Consider the following 20286-nt stretch of genomic DNA (forward strand, 5'->3'; position numbering starts at 1 on the left):
TCAGACCCCTAACAGGGCTTTTACCCTCTCGGCCACGCGCTCCTTGGTAAAGCCCAGGTTGTGGTAGACCGCGGGGTAAGGAGCGCTGGCCCCGAAGTGGTCGATCCCCAGCACCGCGTCGGCGTAGCGCTCCCAGCCCAGGCTGGCCCCGGCCTCCACCGCCAGGGTGGGCAGGGAGGGCGGCAGCACGGAATCCCGGTAGGCTTGCGGTTGCCCCTCGAACGCCTCCCAGCAGGGCAGGCTCACCACCCGCACCGCAATCCCCTCCTGCCAGAGCAGGGCTTGGGCCTCCAGCGCCAAGCTCACCTCGCTTCCGGTGGCCACGATGCAGGCCCGGGGGCTGTCCACGTCGGAGATCACGTAGCCGCCCCGCTCCACCCCGGCTTGGTCCACCCCTTCCAGCACCGGCACCGCCTGCCGGGTCAGGGCCAGGGCGGTAGGTCCCTCCACCCGCTCGAGGGCCATCTTCCAGGCCACCGCGGTCTCGTTGGCGTCCGCCGGGCGGATCACCCACAGGCCGGGAATGGCCCGCAGGCTCATCAGGTGCTCGATGGGCTGGTGGGTGGGGCCGTCCTCCCCCAGGGCGATGGAGTCATGGGTGAAGACGAACACCGTGGGCACCCCCATGAGCGCCGCCAGCCGCACGGCAGGGCGCATGTAGTCGGAGAAGACCAAAAACGTCCCCCCATACGCCCGGTACCCCCCGTGCAGGGTGATCCCGTTCATCGCCGCCGCCATGGCGTGCTCCCGTACCCCGTAGCGGATATACCGCCCGGCAGGATTGGAGCGGCTGAAGTCCTCCATATCCGGGGTGCGGGTGTTGTTGGAGGGGGTGAGGTCCGCCGAGCCTCCTACCAGTTCGGGCAGCGCCGGCACCAGCCGTTCCAGGGTCTTCCCCGAAGCGGCCCGGGTGGCCAGCCGCTCCCCCGCCGCGAAGTGGGGGAGCGCCGAGGTGAGGTCCGGGAGTCTCCCCTCCAGCCGCCGCCGAAACTCCGCCGCGCGCTCGGGTTGAGCTTGCGCTAAGGCCTCGAAGCGGGCCTGCCACTGGGCGTGGGCTTGCTGGCCCCGCTCCAAAGAGCGCCGGTAGTCGGCGTACACCTCCTGCGGGATCACGAAGGGGGGGTACTCCCAGCCCAGCGCCGCCCGGGTGGCCGCTACCTTCTCGGGCCCCATCGCGTCGGAGTGGGCCTTGTGGTTTCCCGCCAGCGGCGAACCGTAGCCGATGATGCTCCGGATGGCGATGATGGAGGGGCGGGGGTCGGCCTGCGCCGCGCGGATCGCCGCGCGGATCGCCGCCAGGTCCTCCCCATCTACCCCCCGGATCACCTGCCAGCCGTAGGCCTCGTAGCGCAGCAGGCGGTCCTCGCTGAAGGCCAGCGCGGTGCTCCCGTCGATGGAGACCTCGTTGTCGTCGTAGAACACGATCAGCTTACCCAGGCCCAGGTGTCCCGCCAGCGAGGAAGCCTCCCCCGTAACCCCCTCCATCAGGTCCCCGTCCGAGGCGATCACGTAGGTATAGTGGTCCACGATCTCCGAACCGAACTCCGCCGCCAGTTTGCGCTCGGCAATGGCCATCCCCACCGCCGTGCTCAGCCCCTGCCCCAAGGGGCCGGTGGTGGTCTCCACCCCCGGGGTATGTCCGTACTCCGGGTGCCCCGGGGTCTTGGACCCCCATTGCCGAAAGCGGCGCAGTTCCTCCAGCGGCAGGTCATACCCGCTCAGGTGTAACAGCCCATACAGCAGCATCGAACCATGTCCCGCCGACAGCACAAAACGGTCCCGATCCGGCCAGCGCGGGTCCTGTGGATCATGCTTGAGAAATTCCGTCCACAGCACGTACGCCGTCGGGGCCATCCCCATCGGCATCCCCGGATGCCCGCTCTTAGCCTGCTCCACCGCGTCCAAGGCCAGCATGCGCAGGGCGTTGATGGAGAGGGAGGAAAGGTCTTTCGTAGCCATGCCTGTCATGATACCTCAGGTCGGGAAGAAAGCAGGGACGTGCCTAGGACACATGTCCTCGGCCAAGACGCGTACATTCAAGCCAGGAGGCGAGCCCTATGGAGGAAAAACGACCCATCGGCGCCATCGGGGTAGTGGCGATCTTGACCATCTTCATCCTGACATTCTGGTTTGTCACCTTTGGCGTCTTCCTATCGCGGGGGTAAACCATGCAGGACAACCACAAAGTGATCGAAGCTTACGAGCGCGGCTGGCTCATCTTCGGGCTGGCGATGATCCTGGTGTTTATCGGCGTCATCGCTTACACCGTGCTGAACCGGGGCGAGACCATCTCGCGGGGCGCTGGGCAGATTGATGTAGCCACAGTACGCACTACCAGCCCCTTCGCCAATCCCCGGGTCGAGCAGGTTGGCGGGGAGTATGTGGCGTATGTCCAGGCTTTCGCCTTCGGCTACCTCCCAGCGGAGATCAAGGTCAAGAAAGGGGTTAAGGTGACCTTCTACATCACCAGCCCTGACGTGCAGCACGGCTTTTACGTAGAGGGCACCAACATCAACCCGCAGATCATCCCGGGCGAGGTGACCAAGCTCGAGTACGTCTTTAAGAAAGCCGGCACCTACCGCATTGTCTGTAACGAGTACTGCGGCATCGGCCACGCCCAGATGTTCGGCAAGATCGTGGTGGAGGAGTGAGCATGGCCGTAAGAACCTTAGCCAACGTAGACGCCTACGCCGAGCACCCGGAGAAGAAGGTCACCCTGTACCTGCTGACGCTGGGCTTCTCGGCCTTGCTCCTGGGCACCCTGTTCGGCCCGTTGCAGGCCCTCAACTATGGTGGGATCGATGCCTACCCGCTGCTCAAGCCATTGGTGCAGTCGTATTACCAGGGCCTCACCCTGCATGGGGTATTAAACGCGATCATATTCACTCAGCTTTTCGCCCAGGCTTTGCTGGTCTATCTACCTGCCCGCGAACTCAGGATGCGGCCCAACATGACCTTGGCCTGGATCTCTTGGTGGATGGCCTTTATCGGGCTGGGTATCGCCGCCACCCCATTATTGGGAAATGCCGCTACGGTGCTATATACCTTCTACCCTCCCCTCAAGGGGCACTGGGCCTTCTACGTGGGAGCCGCCATTTTCGTACTCTCGAGCTGGGTGAGCATCTACTTGGTGCTCGACCTCTGGCGGCGCTGGAAGCGGGCCAACCCCGGTAAGATCACCCCGCTCGTAACCTACCTGAGCCTGACCCACTGGTTGATGTGGTTCCTGGCCAGCCTGGGGCTAGTGGTGGAGGTAGCGGTATTTCTCATTCCCTGGTCGCTGGGGTTAGTCCAGGGGGTAGATCCGCTGCTGGCGCGTACCCTCTTCTGGTACACCGGCCATCCCATCGTCTACTTCTGGCTGCTGCCGGCTTACGTGGTGGCCTACACCATCCTCCCTAGGGTCGCCGGGGGCAAGCTCATCTCCGACCCCCTGGCCCGGCTGGCCTTTCTGCTGTTCCTGCTCTTCTCGGTCCCGGTAGGTTTCCACCACCAGTTTGCCGACCCTGGGATCAGCCCCGGATGGAAGTTTCTGCACACCGTGCTCACCCTGATGGTCGCTGTACCGAGCTTGATGACCGCCTTTACCCTGGCGGCTTCGCTCGAGCGCGCCGGGCGGGCCCGGGGCGGCAAGGGGCTACTGGGTTGGATTCGGGCGCTCCCCTGGGATAACCCGGTCTTCCTAGGCCCGACCTTGGGCCTTATCTCCTTCATCCCCGGCGGGGCTGGGGGTTTCGTCAACGCCAGCTTCCCCCTGAACCAGGTCATCCACAACACCACCTGGATCGTCGGCCACTTCCACCTCCAGGTAGCCACCATGGTCACCATGAGCGCGATGGGGGCGGCTTTCTTCCTGATTCCCCACCTGACCCGTAAACCCCTGGTAGGCATAGGGTATGCCCGGGCTTCGCAGTGGCTGTGGTTCATCGGGATGAACTTGATGGGTTTCGCGCTGCACTGGATGGGGTATCTGGGCGTACCCCGCCGCGCCCATATCTCCGAGGTGGTCGGGCAGTACCAGGGGGCGGCCCCTTTCATGGCCCTCAACGCCATCTCCGGGGTGATCTTGTTCGCCGCGGCAGGCTTCTTCTTCTACGTGCTCTTCGCCACCCTGCTACAAAACCGCCGCCTCCCGGAGGCCCAAACCCCCGAAATCCCGTTCACCGAAGTGGTCTCTGGCCCGGAGGGCAACCGGATAGCACAGCTTACCGACCGGGTGGGGTTCTGGTTCGCGGTCGCGGTGATCTTGATCGTAGTGGCCTACGGGCTGCCCCTTATCCAGATGTTCACCAGCCTCAACCCGGTGCCGGGGATGCGGTTGTGGTAAGCCTGCCCCAAGCGCCCCGCTCCCAAAAGGAGCGGGGCTTAAGCTGGTTCCATGCCTCGCTTGCCTCGAGCTATCTACGCCCTAGGCTGGGTCAGCCTGTTGATGGACATCGCCTCGGAGATGGTCTACCCGCTCTTGCCCCTCTTCCTGACCACGGGGCTGGGGGCCAGCAAGGCCACGGTGGGCCTGGTGGAAGGGGTGGCGGAGGCCACCTCGAGCCTCTTCAAGGTGGTGGGAGGGCGGATCTCCGACCGAATTGCCGCCCGCAAACCCCTGCTGCTGGTGGGGTACGGCGCTCCGGCTTTTTTCCGGCCTATCCTGGCACTGGCCACGGCTCCCTGGCACGTGCTTTTGTACCGGTTTTTGGACCGGGTCGGCAAAGGGGTGCGCACCGCCCCCCGTGACGCCCTGGTCGCCGAGGCCACCCCGCGGGAGCAGTACGGGCGGGCCTATGGGCTGCACCGGGCGATGGACTCCGCCGGAGCCGCCATCGGGCCTTTGCTGGCAGTGGTGCTGCTGCCGTTGGTGGGCTACCGGGGGGTGTTCTGGGTCTCGGCGATCCCAGCCTTACTGGCGGTAGGGGTGATTGTTTTCTTCGTGCGGGAAAAGCCGGGCACCGCCAAACCGCTGCCGCGCTTCCGGTGGCGGGGGTTCTCCTTCGGTTACCGCTGGTTTTTGCTGGTCTCGAGCGTCTTCACCCTGGGGCTATCCTCCAACGCTTTCTTGATCCTGAAGCTCTCGAGCCTGGGCCTTTCCAGCACCCAGACCACCCTGGTCTACACTCTCTATAACCTCCTCTACGCGCTGATCTCTTACCCGCTGGGCTCGCTCGCCGACCGGATTGGGCTGCGCCGCTTGGTGGCGACGGGTTTTGCCACTTACGCCCTGGTGTACCTGGGCTTTGGCCTCTCCAGCGCGATCTGGCAGGGAATCGGGCTATTCTTGCTCTACGCGGTGTACAGCGCCGCCTTCGAGGGCAGCAGCCGGGCCTACCTGGCAACGATCATCCCCGCCGCCGAGAAGGCCAGCGCCATCGGCTTGTACCATACCCTGACCGGGCTTTTGCTGTTTCCGGCGAGCGCCCTGTTCGGCTTTTTGTGGGAGCACGCGGGGCCTGGCACGGCCTTTTTTACCGGCGCGGCCCTGGCGGGAATGGCGCTGGTGCTGTTCGCGCTCGAGCCCAGGGTCTCCCCTCCCGACGCGCGATAGCTTGACGCCTGGCCCTTTCCCCCATACACTGGCCTTTGGCCCCATCGCCGCCAACGGGCGGTGAGGCCAGAGGGCAGGAAGGTCAGCGCACGTTCCTGTTCCCGACGGAGGAAAAATGCCGCTAACCAAAGAAGACAAGGCCCGCATCGCGAGCGAATTTGGCAGCTCCGAAAAGGATACCGGCTCCGCCGAAGTCCAGATCGCTATGCTCACCGAACGGATCAACCGCCTTTCGGCCCATCTCGCCAGCAATAAAAACGACCATCACTCGCACCGGGGGCTGCTCATGATGGTGGGACGCCGCAAGCGGATGCTCAGCTACCTCGAGCGCGTGGACGAAGCGCGCTATAAAGCCCTCATCGAGCGGCTGGGGCTGCGGAAATAGTTGCGCCCAAGGCACGAAAACCAGGCGGAGCCGGTCCCCCGGCCCCGCCGTTTTGTTGGTGGGGGCCCCCCGGGCGTGTTAGAGTGCCTAATGGAGCCGGGCGGCCTCCCGGGATAAATGTGTCTAGCGGCGCACGTTCGCCGCGACCATCTCGGCCAACAATAACTTTAGGCATACACCTCAAACGGAGTCGCTGTGCCGGAATTTATGAAGTACCCCAACCCTTATCAAACGCAAGCGCTCCGTTTGGGGGTAGAGGAAAACAGGAGTGAATATGGCAGAACAAAGTCCTAACGCCCCCCAGGGTTACCGCTATAGCCTCGAGGTTGGCGGGCGCACCCTCTCCATCGAAACCGGCAAATACGCCAAGCAAGTCTCCGGCTCGGTGTGGGTGCGCTACGGCGACACCGTGGTGATGGCCACCGCCCAAGCCTCGGACAAACCGATTGAAGCCGATTTTCTGCCCCTTACCGTGGAGTTCGAGGAACGCCACTACGCCGTAGGCAAGATCCCCGGCTCCTTCATGCGCCGCGAGGGCCGCCCGGGCGAGAAGGCCATCCTCTCGGCCCGGCTGACCGACCGGCCCATCCGCCCGCTATTTCCCAAGGGCTTTCGGCACGAGGTACAGGTCATCCTGACCGTGCTCAGCGCCGATCAAGAAAACACCCCAGACATTCTGGGGCCGATCGCTGCCAGCGCCGCCCTGACCCTTTCCGACATCCCCTGGAACGGGCCCATCGCTAGCGTGCGGGTGGGCTTGCAGGCGGGGCGCTTCGTGCTCAACCCGGTAGCCGCCGAGGAAAGCGACCTCGACCTGGTGGTGGCGGGTTCCAAGGACGCCATCATCATGGTGGAGGCGGGGGCCAGGGAGATCCCCGAGGAGCAGCTAGTCCAGGCCCTCGAGTTCGCCCACCGGGCCATGCAACCCATCATCGAGCTGCAAGAGCGAATGCGGGCCGAGCTGGGCAAACCCAAGTTCACGGTAACCCCTCCCGAAAAGCTCAGCGACGAACAGAGCGAGGCCTTCCGCCGCCTGGCCCTCGAGCGGGGCCTCTCCGCGGTGCTGCTCACCGCCTCCAAGGGCGAACGCAGCCAGGCCCTGGAAGCTTTCCGCGAGGCCATCGTGGCCGAGGCCGCGCCGGGCGAGGGTGAGGAGGTGGAGCGGCAGCGCAAGCTCTACTCCCAAGCCTTCGACGAGGTGGTGAAGCGGGAGTTGCGCCGGCTGATCCTCGAGGAGGGCAAGCGCGCCGATGGCCGCGGCCCCAAGGACGTGCGCAACATCTGGATCGAAGCCGACGTGCTACCCCGAACGCACGGTTCGGCGGTCTTCGCCCGCGGCGAGACCCAGGTGCTGGGGGTGGTTACCCTGGGTACGGGCCGTGACGCCCAACTGGTGGACGACCTCGGCCTAGATACCGAAGACCCCTTCTTGGTGCACTATAACTTTCCCCCTTACTCCACCGGCGAGGTCAAGCGCCTGCGCGGGGTAAGCCGCCGCGAGGTGGGGCACGGCAACTTGGCCAAGCGGGCTTTGCGCCCCGTGCTCCCCAGCCAGGAGGAATTCCCCTACACCATCCGGGTGGTGGGGGATGTGCTCGAGTCCAACGGCTCGAGCTCCATGGCGACAACCTGCGCCGGTTGCCTGGCCCTGATGGACGCGGGCGTACCGATCAAAAAACCGGTGGCCGGCGTGGCCATGGGCTTGGTGAGCGAAGGCGACCGCCACGTGGTGCTCACCGACATCCTGGGCCTCGAGGACGCCCTGGGCGACATGGACTTCAAGGTGACCGGCACCAAAGACGGGGTGACCGCCTTGCAGATGGACATCAAGATCTCCGGCCTCTCGTCCGAGACCCTGCGCCAAGCCCTGATGCAGGCCAGGGAGGCCCGGCTTTTGATCCTGTCCAAGATGGCCGAGGTCCTGCCCGAACCGCGCCGCGAACTCAAGCCGCAGGTCCCGCGCATCCTCACCCTCAAGGTCCCGGTCGAGAAAATTGGAGCCATCATCGGCCCCGGTGGAAAAAATGTGCGGGCCCTGGAGGAGCTGGGTGTCGAGGTGGATATCGAGCAGGACGGCACCGTGCGGCTCTTCTCGGTCAACGCCCAGGCCGCCGAGGAAGCCAGAAGCCGCATCCTGGGCCAGACCCAGGAGGCCCGCATCGGCGAGGTCTACGAGGGCACGGTCTCGAGGATCACCAGCTTCGGCGCTTTCGTGACACTTTTCCCCGGCACCGATGGCCTGTTGCACATCAGCCAGATCGCTCCGGGCCGGGTGGAGCGGGTCGAGGACGTGCTCAAGCTGGGAGACAAGATCCGGGTCAAGGTCAACAAGATCGACGAAAAAGGCCGGGTGGATCTGGTCCGCCCCGAACTCGAGGGTCAAGTCCCCCCGCGTAAACCGCCGGTCAAGCGCTAAACGCACAACGCCCGCCGCGAAGCGCAGCCTATCCCTGGCGCTAGGCGACAGGCACGGAACAAATGGAGTACGACATGAACGACATCCCCAACCGCCCCCCTAACCCACGGGGGCCCCGCAAACGCCGGATGCGCCCCAAGCCCACCGGCCCGCTGATCCTCGCCAAACCCAGCGAGCACGTAGAGATCATCCCGCTGGGAGGCATGGGCGAGATCGGCAAAAACATGTTCGCCTTCCGCTACCACGACGAGATTCTGGTAGTGGACGGCGGCCTGGCCTTCCCCGAAGAGCACATGCCGGGGGTGGACTTGCTGATCCCCCGCATCGACTACCTCCTCGAGCACCAGGAGCTCATCAAGGGCTGGGTGCTCACCCACGGCCACGAGGACCATATCGGGGCCTTGCCCTTCATCATGCCCCAGCTGCCTCGGGTCCCCGTTTACGGGGCCAAGCTCACCCTGGGGCTGGTCAAAGGGAAGCTCGAGGAGTTCGGCCTGCGCGCCGGAGACTTCAACTTCAAGGAAGTCTCCCCCGACGAACGCATTCAGATCGGACGCTTCTTCGTCGTGGACCTCTTCCGCATGACCCACTCCATCCCCGACAACTCGGGGATGATCATCCATACCCCCATCGGCAAAATCGTCCACACCGGAGACTTCAAGCTCGACCCCACCCCCATCGACGGCAAAACCAGCCACCTGGCTAAAATCGCGCAAGCTGGGGCTGAGGGGGTGCTGTTGCTCATCGCCGACTCCACCAACGCCGAGCGGCCCGGCATCACCCCCAGCGAGTCGGAGATCGCCAAGGGCCTCGACGCCATCATCGGCAAGGCCAAGGGCCGTATCTTCGTCACCACCTTCGCCTCGCACATCCACCGCATCCAGTCGGTCATCACCGCCGCGGAAAAGTACGGGCGCAAAGTGGCGATGGAAGGCCGCAGCATGCTGAAGTTCAGCCGGATTGCCCAGGAGCTGGGCTACATGAGCGTGCGCGACCGTATCTACACCCTGGACGAGATCAACCACCTCCCCGATGAGCAAGTCCTGGTGCTCTCCACCGGCTCGCAGGGTCAGCCCGAGGCCGCCCTTTCCCGGCTGGCCTTTGGCGGACACGCCAAGTTCGCCCTCAAGCCCGGCGACACGGTAATCCTCTCCTCGAGCCCCATCCCCGGCAACGAGGAAGCGGTCAACCGGGTCATCAACCAGCTGTATCGGCTGGGGACTTACGTCTACTACCCGCCCACCTACCGGGTGCACGCTTCCGGCCACGCCTCACAGGAAGAGCTCAAGATCATCCTGAACCTCACCAACCCCAAGTTCTTCCTGCCCTGGCACGGGGAAAACCGCCAGCAGACCAACTTCAAGTGGCTGGCCGAGAGCATGGGCCACCCACCCCAACGCACCCTGATCGTGGAAAACGGGCAGCGGGTCAAGCTCACCGCCGACAGCATCAGCGTCGAGGGAGAGGTGCCGGCGGGGGTGCTCTACGTGGACGGTCTGGGGGTGGGCGATATCACCGATGAAATCCTCGAGGACCGTCAACACATGGCCGCCGAAGGGGTAGTGGTCATCACTGCGCTGGTAAGCCGCGAAGCTCCCGCGGTGCAGGTTGTCTCCAAGGGGTTTGTAAAGGCAGGGGAGCGCTTGTTGAACGAGGTTCGCAACCTGGTCTTCGAGGCTATCCACGCGGGGGTGCGGGAGAAAAAGCGGCTCGAGGTCATCCGCGACGACATCTACTACCCGGTGAAGAAATTCCTGCGCAAGGCCACCGGGCGTGACCCGGTCATCATCCCGATGGTGATTGAGGGGTAAGCCCCCTTGCCCCGGATTGTCCCCTGCTAATCGCAGCAGGGGGCATCACTCAAGCCGTCTCAGATACCCCCTCAGCTCTTCTCGGTTGATCTCCCCGAGGTGCCGGGCCAGGAGATTGCCCTTGGCGTCGAAAAACAGCGTGGTAGGCAGACCCTGGATTTGCAAAGCCTCCGACAGGGCAGTCTTTTTGTCCAGCAGCAAATTGGGGATCTCTTTGCGCTTGACCTCGTCCAGGAAGATGCGGATGGCCTCGGGACCTTCGCCCATGTTGACGAAGACAAACTGCACGTCGTGCTGGCGGGCAGCCTCCTCGAGCAGCAACGGCATCTCCCGGCGGCAGGGAGCACACCAGGTAGCCCAGGCGTTGAGCACCACCGGCTTACCCACGAACGCCCGGAGGTTTTGGGGCTGGCCCTGCTCGGTCTCAAGGACAAGATTCGGCAACGGCTGAGCCGCCGGGCGGGAGGTCGGGCGGCCCAACAGGCCGTACACCACCCCCCCTACGGCCAACACCGCCAGGCCCCAACGTAAGAGGTTGGCTCGAGCGGGCGACATCTGCTCTAACCTAGCAAAGGCCCCCGTGAGATGCATCTAGCCGGATGGGTCAAGGCGAAACCAAAAAAAGGCGTGGGGCCCCAAGGTGAGGAGATAGGGCGGTTCGCCGATGGGAGGAAAGGCGGCCTGGCCGATCATCTCCACCGGGGTTAAGCCTTTCCAGGGGGAGAGGTCGAGGGCTACCGGCTGGGCGTGGCGCGAGAGGTTGTGCACCACCAGCGCATGCATCCCGGCATAGCTTCGCATGTAGGCCAGCACCTTGGGGTTGTCTGAGGATAAGAAGCTGATATCCCCTCGCCCAAAAACCGGATACCCCTTGCGCACCTGGATGATCCGGCGGACCCAGTTAAGCAAACTGGTAGGGGTGCGCTCTTGGGCCTCGACGTTCACCGCCTGATAGCTGTAGGGCGGGTCCACGATCACCGGGCTATACAGCCTCGAGGTATCGGCCCGGGAGAAGCCCGCGTTGCGGTCGATGCTCCACTGCATGGGGGTGCGCACCCCGTGGCGGTCGGGCAGGTAGATGTTATCGCCCATCCCGATCTCGTCGCCGTAGTAGAGGATGGGGCTGCCTGGCAGGGTGAGCAAGATCGAGTGCAGCAGCTCGATTTTCCGCCGATCTCCATCCAGCAACGGGGCTAGCCGCCTCCGAATGCCCACGTTCACCTTCATACGCGGGTCCTTGGCGTACTCGGCGTACATATAGGCGCGCTCTTCCTCGGTGACCATCTCCAAGGTCAGCTCGTCGTGGTTGCGCAGGAAAATAGCCCATTGGCAGTCCGGGCGGATCTCGGGCAGGCTGCGCATGATCTCTTCGATAGGCCTCGCCTCCTCGCGGGCTAGGGCCATGAAGATCCGCGGCATCACCGGGAAGTTGAAGCACATGTGGAACTCGGGGCGCTCAGCGGTGCCGAAGTAAGCGACCACATCTTTTGGCCACTGGTTAGCCTCGGCCAACAGTAGCTTGCCCGGAAAGTTCCGGTCGATGAAATGGCGCAGCTCGGCCAGGAAAGCATGGGTCTCGGGGAGGTTTTCGCAGTTGGTTCCCTCGCGCTCAAACAGATAGGGCACCGCGTCTACCCTAAACCCGTCCAGGCCCAGCTCGAGCCAGAACCGCACCACCTCTAACATCTCCTCGCGCACCTTGGGGTTGTCATAGTTGAGATCGGGCTGGGAGGAAAAAAACCGGTGCCAGTAGAACTTGCCTACCCTAGGCTGGTAGGTCCAGTTGGAAATCTCGGTATCGGTGAAGATGATGCGGGCGTCCTTGTATTTTTCCGGGGTTTCCGACCAGACATAGTAGTCGTGGTAGGGGTTACCGGGGCCCTGGAGGGCTTCTTGGAACCAGAAATGCCGATCAGAGGTATGGTTCACCACCAAATCGGCGATGACCCGAATGCCGCGGGCGTGGGCCTCCTCGAGGAAATGCCGAAAATCGTCCAGCGTTCCGTAATCGGGGTTGATCGCCTTGTAATCGGCGATATCATAGCCATCGTCCTTGAGCGGCGAGGGGTAGAAGGGCATCAGCCATAAACAGTCCACCCCCAGGGCCTGCAGGTAATCCAGGCGCGAGGTGAGTCCGGGAAAGTCACCTACGCCATCGGCGTTGGAATCCTGGAACGAGCGCACGTGCAGCTCGTAAAAAACGGCATCCTTGTACCACAGGGTATCGGCAGCGGTCACGCCCACCAAGTTACCATATCCGACCCGCCCCGCCTTTACAGACCCTTGCCAGGGGTCTAGGCTGAGGGCGAAACGGGCACCATGCACAGGTTATGCCCCCTTCTCTTCCTTTGTATCGCCGCTTGGGCCGCCCCGCCCGACGCCTACGGATACCCGCCCGAGGTCCGGATCGTCAGCGCCCAAGACCGCGAGGCCTTTATGCGTTGGTTTGCCGCCATCGCCGAGGCCCAGTACACGGCCCGAAGCCCAACGTGGAAACCCGAAGACCAAGACTGCGCCGGACTGCTGCGCTTCGCCTATGTGGAAGCGCTCAAACCCAAGACCGCCGAATGGTTCGCCCGGTTTCCCTACCTGCCCGAGCGGGCCATCCCCGCGGTGAGGTCGCTAACATACCCCCTTCCCCAAATAGGCCGCAGCGTGTTCCGGGTGGCCCCTGGGGCCTACCGACAGGGCGACGTGGAGGCGGGCCGGCTCGTCGGGCGCACCACCGCTTGGTATTTGATGCGCTATAACACGGTCTTCCTGGGCCGCACCCCGGACAAGGCCCGCCGCGGCGATCTGCTCTTTTTCGTCCACCCTCTGGCCGAGGGTTCGGCCTATCACAGCATGGTCTATCTCGGCGGGGGCATGGTGGTGTACCACACCGGGTTGCGCCCGGAGGAAGGAGGGGAGGTTAGGCTGCTCTCCCTCGAGACCCTGCGGCAACACCCGGAGAAAAGCTGGCATCCGGTGCCGGAGAATCCCGGATTTCTGGGATTTTTTCGCTGGAAGATCCTCGTTGGCCCCTAAGCGGCCAGGCCCTGCTCGACGCCCGAAAGGATGCTATGAAACACTTTCTACAGGGGATTTTATGGACGCTGTTGGTGCTGCCGGTGTTCGCCCAAAGCGGGACGCGGATGGAGCTTTACGGCGGGGGGGTCAAGAGCCCACAGGAGCCGGTCGCCCTCGAGTACTACATCCAGCGCCCGCAGAGTACCCGCCTCGAGCTATTCCGCCTGTATGAGCCAGAAAAGCTGCTGGCCCTGTACGGCCCGCGCGGGGTGCGGGTGGAGGGGCTGGAGCGGCTGAAAAAAACCCGGCTGCGGGTCATTCCGGTCTACCCCGGGGGAAGCGCCTACGGAACCATCCGCATCGGTCGGCTTCCCCCTGGCCTCTACTACGCCCGGATCGGGGGCGGGCTAGGTCGAACGCTGATCCTGGTCACCCGGCTGGGTCTGGTGGTCAAGGCCGAGCCGGGGCAGACCCTCACCTACACCGCGGATCTGGCCAGCGGCAAACCGCGAGCCGCCCGGATCTATCTGCTGGAGCGGGGGGTGGCGAGGCAGGCCACCGCCGATGCGAGCGGGATCGCCCGGCTACCCAGCCCCGCCCACGGCGACGGGGCCGTGGTAGCTGCCCGCTACGGGATGGACTGGGCCTTCAGCCGCCTCTTCTGGAACGGCTGGAGTCTAGTCAAAAATCGGGTCTACCTGGTAACCGACCGACCGGTGTACCGGCCCGGCCACCCGGTGTTCTTCAAAGGCATTGCCCGCAGCGCCGCAGGGCTCAAGCCGCGGGCGGGCCAGCGCCTCGAGGTCCGGGTGGTGAACAGCGACGACGAGGAGATCTTCCAGCAGACCTTCACCACCGACGCCTACGGCAGCTTCTCAGGGGAGTTCCGCCTAGGCCTGGACGCCCCTCTGGGGGATTACCGCCTCGAGGCGCGGCTGGAGGGCGAGACCCACGACACGAGCTTCGAGGTGCAGGAGTTCGTCAAGCCGGAGTACCAGGTGAGCGTGACCCCTAGCCGTCCTACGGCTATTCAGGGGGACCAGGTCCGCTTCACGGTCAAGGGCGAGTACCTCTTTGAGGGCCCGGTGGCGGGGGGCAAGGTGCAGTGGTCGCTGCTGCGCTCGCCCTACTACCGCTATGACCAGGGCCTCCCTTACGAGTTCTACGGCGACGCCGAAGAGGCGTACGGCGACGTGATCCAGCGCGGCGAGGGAACCCTGAACGAACGGGGGGAGCTGGTGGTGGAGGTTCCCCTCGAGCGCCAGGACGACGATTACCGCCTCTCGCTCCAGGCCAGCGTCAGCGACGAGACCCAGCGCGAGCAGCGAGGGGCGGCCAGCCTGGTGGCCTACCGGGCGGGGATCGTGCTGGGGCTCGAGACCGACCGCTACGCTTACCAAAGCGGCGACTCCCTCCTGCTCAACGTCCGCGCCGAAGACCTCCAGGGCAGGCCGGTCGCGGTGCCCTTCACCCTGGTCGCCGAGCGGGAGTTCTGGGTGCGGAGCAAGGGTGTCCGGCGCGAGCAGGTGAGCGCCCGCCAAGGCCAGACGAACGCCAGGGGCGAGGCCACGCTGCACCTTTCCTTCTCCGCGCAGGGCTCGTACCGCTTCACCCTCAGCGCCAAAGACCCCCAAGGCCGCCCCACCCGCGAGCAGGCTTACGTGTGGGTTTCGGGGGATTCCTACTGGTTCTGGGGGTACGAGGGGCTTACGGTGCGCTCCGATAAAAAGGTCTATAAGCCGGGCGAGGAGGCGGTGTTCGTGATCCAGTCGCCGGTCGAGAACGGTTACGCGCTGGTCACGCTGGAGGGCCAGTCCCTGCGAAAAGCCGAGGTGGTGAAGATGAACGGCTCGGCGCTCACTTACCGCCTCAAGGTGACCGAGGCCATGGGGCCCAACAGCTACCTGAGCGTGAGCGTGATCGGCAAGGGGGACTACTACCAGGGCGAGGCCGAGTTCTTGGTGCCGCCGGAGCAGAGGTTTTTGAACGTGGCCATCCGGCCCAGCGCCGAGAGTTTCAAGCCCCAGGACACCGCCACCTACACCCTGCGGGTAACCGACGCCTCCGGCAAACCGGTAAAGGCCCAGGTCACGGTAGGGTTGGTGGACGAGGCGATTTACCTGGTTCGGCCCGAAAACACCCCGGATATCCGCGGTTTCTTCTATCCTCGCCAGAGCAATGTTGTCGGTACGGAGTTGGCGAGCGGATACAGCTTCGGTTTTGATAGCGGGAGGCTCTCCGGGCGACCCCCTATGAGCCGGGCGGTGTTCGCCCAGGCTAAGGAGGGCCTGGCCACCGCCCGGCTGCGCAGCGATTTCCGCGACACCATCCTGTGGTTGCCCGCAGTGGAAACCGACGAAACGGGAGAGGCCAGCCTCGAGGTAAAGTTCCCCGACAACCTCACCCAGTGGCGCCTCACCGCGCGGGCCATCACCCTGGGCCAGGAGGTGGGGCAAGGACGCAACCTGGTCCGCACCACCCTGCCGGTGATCGCCCGGATTGCCGCTCCGCGTTTTTTGGTACGCGGCGATGAGGCCAGGGTGCGGGTCATCGGCCAGAACAACCTGGGCCAGAACCTGCGCGGGCGGCTCAACCTCGAGGCCGAGGGCCTCACCAACCCCAACCCCGGAGGAAAAAGCGTAACCCTGAGCGCCGGGGGCCGCAGCAGCGCAGAATATACCGTGCAGGCGAGGCAAACCGGGTCCGCCAAGCTCAAGGGTTCGGTCCTGACCCCCTCTACCAGCGACGCGCTCGAGGTCACCCTCCCGGTGATCCCCAAGGGCGTGCGTGACGAGATCGGCTGGGCCGCTCAGGTGAAGCCGCTCCAGCAGCCCGGCGATGCCGGTACTCAGGGGAGCGCCCGCTGGAGCTTTACCCTTCCCGATGGGGTAGATCCCGGTTCGGTGCAGGGGGCTCTCATCCTCACCCCCTCGCTGACGGCGGCGGTCGCCCCGGCCCTGCGCTACCTGGCCGGCTACCCCTACGGCTGCTCCGAGCAGACCATGAGCCGCTTTCTGCCCAGCGTACTGGCCAAGCGGTCGGGCGGGTCCGCGCTGCTCCCCGAGGAGATCACGGCCAACCTCGACGAGATGGTCGAACAGGGCCTGGCCCGGCTTTACCGCTTCCAGCACGAGGACGGCGGCTGGGGGTTCTGGGAGAACGACGACTCCTCCCTCTTCATCTCGGCCTACGTGATGGGCGGGCTGCTCGAGGCCCGCGCGGCGGGTTACCGGGTGCGCGAGCGGGTGCTCGAGGGGGGCTTCAAATACCTGCAAGATTACGCCCGCCGGACCGACGTCTCAGCGGATGCCCGGGCGATGGCCTACTTTACCTTGGCCCAAGGAGGGAAGGGAATAAACGGTATCTCGGGCGTCCTCGCCGATAAGAACCTCACCCCCTACGGCCTGGCCCAAGCCGTGCTGGCCCTGGCCGAGGCCGGACAGCAGGATCAGGCTTTGGCAACCCAGAACCGCCTGCTCGCCAAGGTGACCGAGCGGGCTAGCCTCGCCTACTGGGAATCCGGTGCCCCCGACTATGGGTGGAACGACGACCGCGTCGAGACCACCGCCTACGCCCTGATGGGTCTGGCCCGGCTGCGCCCCGACCACCCCATCGTGCCCAAGGTGGTGAACTGGCTCTTGCTCGAGCGCCGGGGGTCCGCCTGGCGCTCGAGCAAGGACACCGCGGCGGTGGTGCGGGCAGCGCTCGAGCTCTCCAAGCGGCAGAGCAGCGCCGAGGCTTGGCGCGAGGTCAGGATTAGCGTCGACGGGCAGGAAGTTGCCACGCAGACCGTCGGCGAGGCCGCGAGCGCCAGCGTTCCAATCCTGAACCTCTCGGCGGGAACCCACGTGCTCGAGGTCGGCGTGAGCGGCGAGGCCCCGCTTTACCTAGGAGCCCGGCTCTCCTACGTCTCCGAGCGGGCCTACAACCGGCCCGAGGGCCGGGGCCTGAGGGTGGCCCGGCAGTTCGAGCGGCTGGTGCCCAAGTACCTCGAGGACCAGGGGCGCTACGTCTACGGCCGATCCCCCCTCACCGGCCCGGTCAGACCCGGCGAGCTGGTCCTGGTGACGATCTCGGTGACCCCCCAGACCAAGGGTGCGCTGCGCTACCTGCTGGTCGAAGACGGCATCCCGGCGGGGTTCAGCGCCGTGGAGGAGGCCGGGATGGAGATCGAGGGGGTAGATACCCCCTACGGGAGCGATTACTACGGCTGGAACTACGGGTACGACGGGCGGGAGTTCCGCGACCAACGGGCCGAGTTTTACTTCAGCTACCTCGACCGGCCCATCACCTTCAGCTACGTGCTGCGGGCCGAGACCCCGGGCCGCTACAGCGCCCTGCCTACCGTGGCCTGGCTGATGTACGACCCGGAGGTGCGCGGGGTAGGGACCGAGCGGGAGGTGCGGGTCGGCGAATGAGGGCCTGTGCCTACTGGACATCACTGCTCCTCATCGGCGGGGCGCCCGTCCAGGCCTGGCAGGCCTACCAAAGCCCCGGCTTCATCGTCCAAATCGCCTCCCCGGCCGACGCCCGGTACCTCCCGCGCCTCTTCCAGAGCCTCGAGCGGGCCCGCAGAGAGCTAAGGGGATGGGGCCTCCGGCCCCCCGATCGGGTCCGGGTGGTGGTGCACCCCACCCTCGGGTCCTACCGCAAGGCCACCGCTCAGCCCTGGTTTGTCCTGGCCCAGGCCGACCGGGCCCAGGGCCGAATTGACCTGCAGCGGCTTTCCGTGGTGGTCGAGCGAGGCGGGCTCGAGGCCGTGTTGCGCCACGAGTACTTTCACCTGGCCCAGCCCGAAGGTTGGGCCAGGTGGCTGGCCGAAGGATCGGCGATGATCTTTGCCGCTCAAAGGCCGAGCGCCAAGGCCCTGGAAGGCGTTTCGACGGCGAGGCTGGAGGAGATCCTGGCCGCTCCACCGCAGCCGCAACTCCTGGCCCGGGCGATGGCGACAGCCTACGCTCGGGCGCAAGCCTACTGGAAAAAGCGCCGACCTGCCCCCTGACCGTGCTGCCCGCCTGGGGATAGGCGCATTTCTGCAGAAGGGTCATCCACCCTGGCGTTTTGCGTTTGACATACGACGGGGGACCTCGGCCCGTGCATAATAACCCTGATGCGCGTCCACCTCGTAGCCGTTCAGGCCGAAATCCAGCCCCCGGCTTACCGGAGTGCGGCAGCCTTCCGGGAGAGGGTCTTGGCCTTGACCCGTTCCGCGGTGGAGGGGCTCCCTGAGGGAGAGCCACGCGTCGTGGCCTTTCCCGAGGCCTTCGCGCTACCGCTTTGCTTCTGGCTCGAGGCCCCCCAAGAGATCCTCCAAGCCCCCTCGGCCACCTCCGCCGCGCTGGCCTTGCTGCGCCGGCGCTGGCCCGAGGCGTTGCGGCTGGCCATCCCTTCTCCGGCGGTGTTTTTTCATCTGCGGGCCATCGAGGTCTGGCCAGTCTACGAGCAGGTATTTCGAGAGGCCGCGCAGATGGGCCAGGCCTATGTGGTGGCGGGTTCTACGTTCAGCCCCCAGGTAGACTGGGAACCGGCACAGGGCTATCACCGCGCCTCGCGGGCGGTACTCAACCAAACCCTGCTCATCTCCCCCCGGGGCACGGTCCTGAGCCGGGTTCCCAAGGTGAACCTGACCCAGGACGAACGCAGGAGCTTTCTCTCGAGCGGCCCGCTCGGCGGCCAGGTCGTGCAGACCCAGATCGGCAAGCTGGGGGTCCTGATCTGCCTCGATGCTTTCCACGAGCGGCTGGTGGAATGGGTGGACGGCCAGGGCGCTTGGCTGTTAGTCCAACCCTCCGCCAACGCCACCCGGTGGGACGGCCCCTGGAGCGCCGATGCCCGGCAGGTCGAGAAGGAGGTCTGGCTGAGGGAAGGGCTGGCGAAGAAACTCGCGGCCCGCGAGAACCTGCGCTACGGCATCAACCCCATGCTAAACGGCAGGTTTTACACCCTGAGCTTCGAGGGGCAAAGCGGAATCTACGGCCCCGGAGCGCCGATAGCGCTAGCCGAAAGCCCCACCGGAGATGCCCTGGTTCGCTACACCATCGACACCACAGGTTGATTTCCAGCCCTAGGGCTGAGCGGAAAGCCCCAGGCGCTCCGGGTAGAGGGTGATCCCGGCACGCTGGCCAATCCGGTTCAGGAGCTTCTCCACAGCCTGCTGCAGCACCGCATCGGCGATGCTCGACTTCACCTCGTCGAACGGGCGCACCGTGCTGGGCTCGATCTTGTTGAGCCGGATGACGTGAAAACCGAACTCGGTGCGCACCGGCTCGCGGCTAGTCTGCCCGACCTTGAGGCGAAGCATGGCGTTTTCGAAAGCGGTCACATACGTCCCGCGGGGCTCACAACCGAGGTCGCCGCCGTTGTCTTTGCTGCCGGGGTCCTGGGAGTAACGCTTAGCTAGCTCAGCGAAGTCAGCCCCCTGGCCTAGCTGGCGGATCAGGGAAATAGCCTCTTGCCCGCTCACCACCAGGATATGCGAGGCGCAGTAGGTCTCCGGGGTGGTAAACTCGGCCTGGGAAAGCCCGTAGATAAGCCGGAGCGCGGATTCGCTGGGTTGGATCTGCCCCTGAAGGCGCTCGAGGTAGGCGTTGTAGGTGAGGGCTTCATACACCAGCATCCGGTAATCGTCGAGGCTGGCGAGGCCCACCTGGTTCAACGCTTGGCCGAAAGCCTCGTCGCTTTCAAAATCCTTGCGGGCCTCGGCCACCTGGTCTTCAACGGCCTCTTTGCTCGCCGCCAAGCCCGCCCGCTCGGCGGCTTTGATGACGGCATAATCCTGGGCTAGGCGCTCGAGGAACTGCGGTTTGAAGCGCTCAAACTGGGACTCCGTCTCCGGCGTGGCGGGCACCCCTTGCCGCTGAAGCGAGGTCTTGACAAAAAACCCCCATTCGAGATCGAAGTAGCTTTTCCTCAGCGCCTGTCCCCCCACCTCCGCCACCACCGGGTCGTCCTGCTGGGGCGACGTCTGCTGGGCCAACGAGAGGGAGAAAAGCGCAAGGAGGCAAATCAAGAATCTAGGCATGTCGCTATGCTAACACGCAGCGCCGACAGTTTCGCTCGTTCCGCCTTCCCAAAGATGGTAGAATCCGCCCCGTGAAGCTCAAGCCTCCCGATCGGGCCGCCCCGCTAG

The 20286-nt window shown here is 65.1% G+C and carries 15 protein-coding genes; 11 read left to right on the forward strand and 4 right to left on the reverse strand.

Annotated features, from left to right (window positions below; translation table 11 throughout):
• Positions 1-1968: a transketolase gene (gene tkt / locus DNA98_RS09765; RefSeq protein WP_174719999.1), complete on the reverse strand. Its 1968-nt coding sequence runs from the start codon at positions 1966-1968 to the stop codon at positions 1-3.
• A gap of 89 nt (positions 1969-2057) precedes the next feature.
• Between tkt and DNA98_RS09770 the strand changes: the two genes are divergently transcribed.
• From DNA98_RS09770 to DNA98_RS09800, 7 genes are all read left to right on the forward strand, one after another.
• The gene (locus tag DNA98_RS09770; protein ID WP_110529768.1) at positions 2058-2165 is read left to right on the forward strand and encodes a cytochrome c oxidase subunit 2A; all 108 of its coding nucleotides are present in this window, start codon (positions 2058-2060) and stop codon (positions 2163-2165) included.
• Positions 2166-2168: 3 nt separating this feature from the next.
• Positions 2169-2651 carry a cupredoxin domain-containing protein gene (locus DNA98_RS09775; RefSeq protein WP_110529770.1) on the forward strand — a complete coding sequence of 161 codons (483 nt, stop codon included), beginning with the start codon at positions 2169-2171 and terminating at the stop codon, positions 2649-2651.
• A gap of 2 nt (positions 2652-2653) precedes the next feature.
• Positions 2654-4327: a b(o/a)3-type cytochrome-c oxidase subunit 1 gene (locus DNA98_RS09780; RefSeq protein WP_110529773.1), complete on the forward strand. Its 1674-nt coding sequence runs from the start codon at positions 2654-2656 to the stop codon at positions 4325-4327.
• 51 nt (positions 4328-4378) lie between these two features.
• Entirely contained in the window at positions 4379-5536 is a 1158-nt protein-coding gene (locus tag DNA98_RS09785) for an MFS transporter (protein WP_110529776.1), read from the forward strand.
• 115 nt (positions 5537-5651) lie between these two features.
• Positions 5652-5921, forward strand: coding sequence for a 30S ribosomal protein S15 (gene rpsO / locus DNA98_RS09790; protein WP_110529779.1), 270 nt, complete (start codon positions 5652-5654; stop codon positions 5919-5921).
• Positions 5922-6195: 274 nt separating this feature from the next.
• Positions 6196-8337: a polyribonucleotide nucleotidyltransferase gene (gene pnp, locus DNA98_RS09795; protein WP_110529782.1), complete on the forward strand. Its 2142-nt coding sequence runs from the start codon at positions 6196-6198 to the stop codon at positions 8335-8337.
• A gap of 74 nt (positions 8338-8411) precedes the next feature.
• Positions 8412-10148: a ribonuclease J gene (locus tag DNA98_RS09800; RefSeq protein WP_110530655.1), complete on the forward strand. Its 1737-nt coding sequence runs from the start codon at positions 8412-8414 to the stop codon at positions 10146-10148.
• A 45-nt stretch (positions 10149-10193) separates the two neighbouring features.
• Here the strand turns inward: DNA98_RS09800 and DNA98_RS09805 are convergent, their stop codons facing one another.
• Both DNA98_RS09805 and treS read right to left on the reverse strand, forming a co-directional pair.
• Positions 10194-10703, reverse strand: coding sequence for a TlpA disulfide reductase family protein (locus DNA98_RS09805; RefSeq protein WP_158531633.1), 510 nt, complete (start codon positions 10701-10703; stop codon positions 10194-10196).
• Positions 10704-10739: 36 nt separating this feature from the next.
• Positions 10740-12386, reverse strand: a complete 1647-nt coding sequence (gene treS, locus DNA98_RS09810; protein ID WP_233493174.1) for a maltose alpha-D-glucosyltransferase — start codon at positions 12384-12386, stop codon at positions 10740-10742.
• Between the two features lie 81 nt (positions 12387-12467).
• Between treS and DNA98_RS09815 the strand changes: the two genes are divergently transcribed.
• From DNA98_RS09815 to DNA98_RS09830, 4 genes are all read left to right on the forward strand, one after another.
• Positions 12468-13175, forward strand: coding sequence for a DUF1175 family protein (locus tag DNA98_RS09815; RefSeq protein WP_110529787.1), 708 nt, complete (start codon positions 12468-12470; stop codon positions 13173-13175).
• A 35-nt stretch (positions 13176-13210) separates the two neighbouring features.
• Positions 13211-17575: an alpha-2-macroglobulin gene (locus tag DNA98_RS09820; protein ID WP_110529790.1), complete on the forward strand. Its 4365-nt coding sequence runs from the start codon at positions 13211-13213 to the stop codon at positions 17573-17575.
• Positions 17572-18159: a hypothetical protein gene (locus tag DNA98_RS09825; RefSeq protein ID WP_110529793.1), complete on the forward strand. Its 588-nt coding sequence runs from the start codon at positions 17572-17574 to the stop codon at positions 18157-18159. Before DNA98_RS09820 ends, DNA98_RS09825 begins: the two co-directional genes overlap by 4 nt.
• A 108-nt stretch (positions 18160-18267) precedes the next feature.
• A complete protein-coding gene (locus DNA98_RS09830; protein ID WP_110529795.1) occupies positions 18268-19212 on the forward strand; it encodes a carbon-nitrogen hydrolase family protein in 945 nt (314 codons plus the stop codon).
• A 9-nt stretch (positions 19213-19221) separates the two neighbouring features.
• On the opposite strand, the gene DNA98_RS09835 is transcribed toward DNA98_RS09830, so the two are convergent.
• Positions 19222-20178 carry a peptidylprolyl isomerase gene (locus tag DNA98_RS09835; protein WP_110529798.1) on the reverse strand — a complete coding sequence of 319 codons (957 nt, stop codon included), beginning with the start codon at positions 20176-20178 and terminating at the stop codon, positions 19222-19224.
• Positions 20179-20286: the final 108 nt, after the last annotated feature.

Origin of the sequence: Meiothermus sp. Pnk-1 (assembly GCF_003226535.1) — a bacterium.
Taxonomy (GTDB): Bacteria; Deinococcota; Deinococci; order Deinococcales; family Thermaceae; genus Allomeiothermus.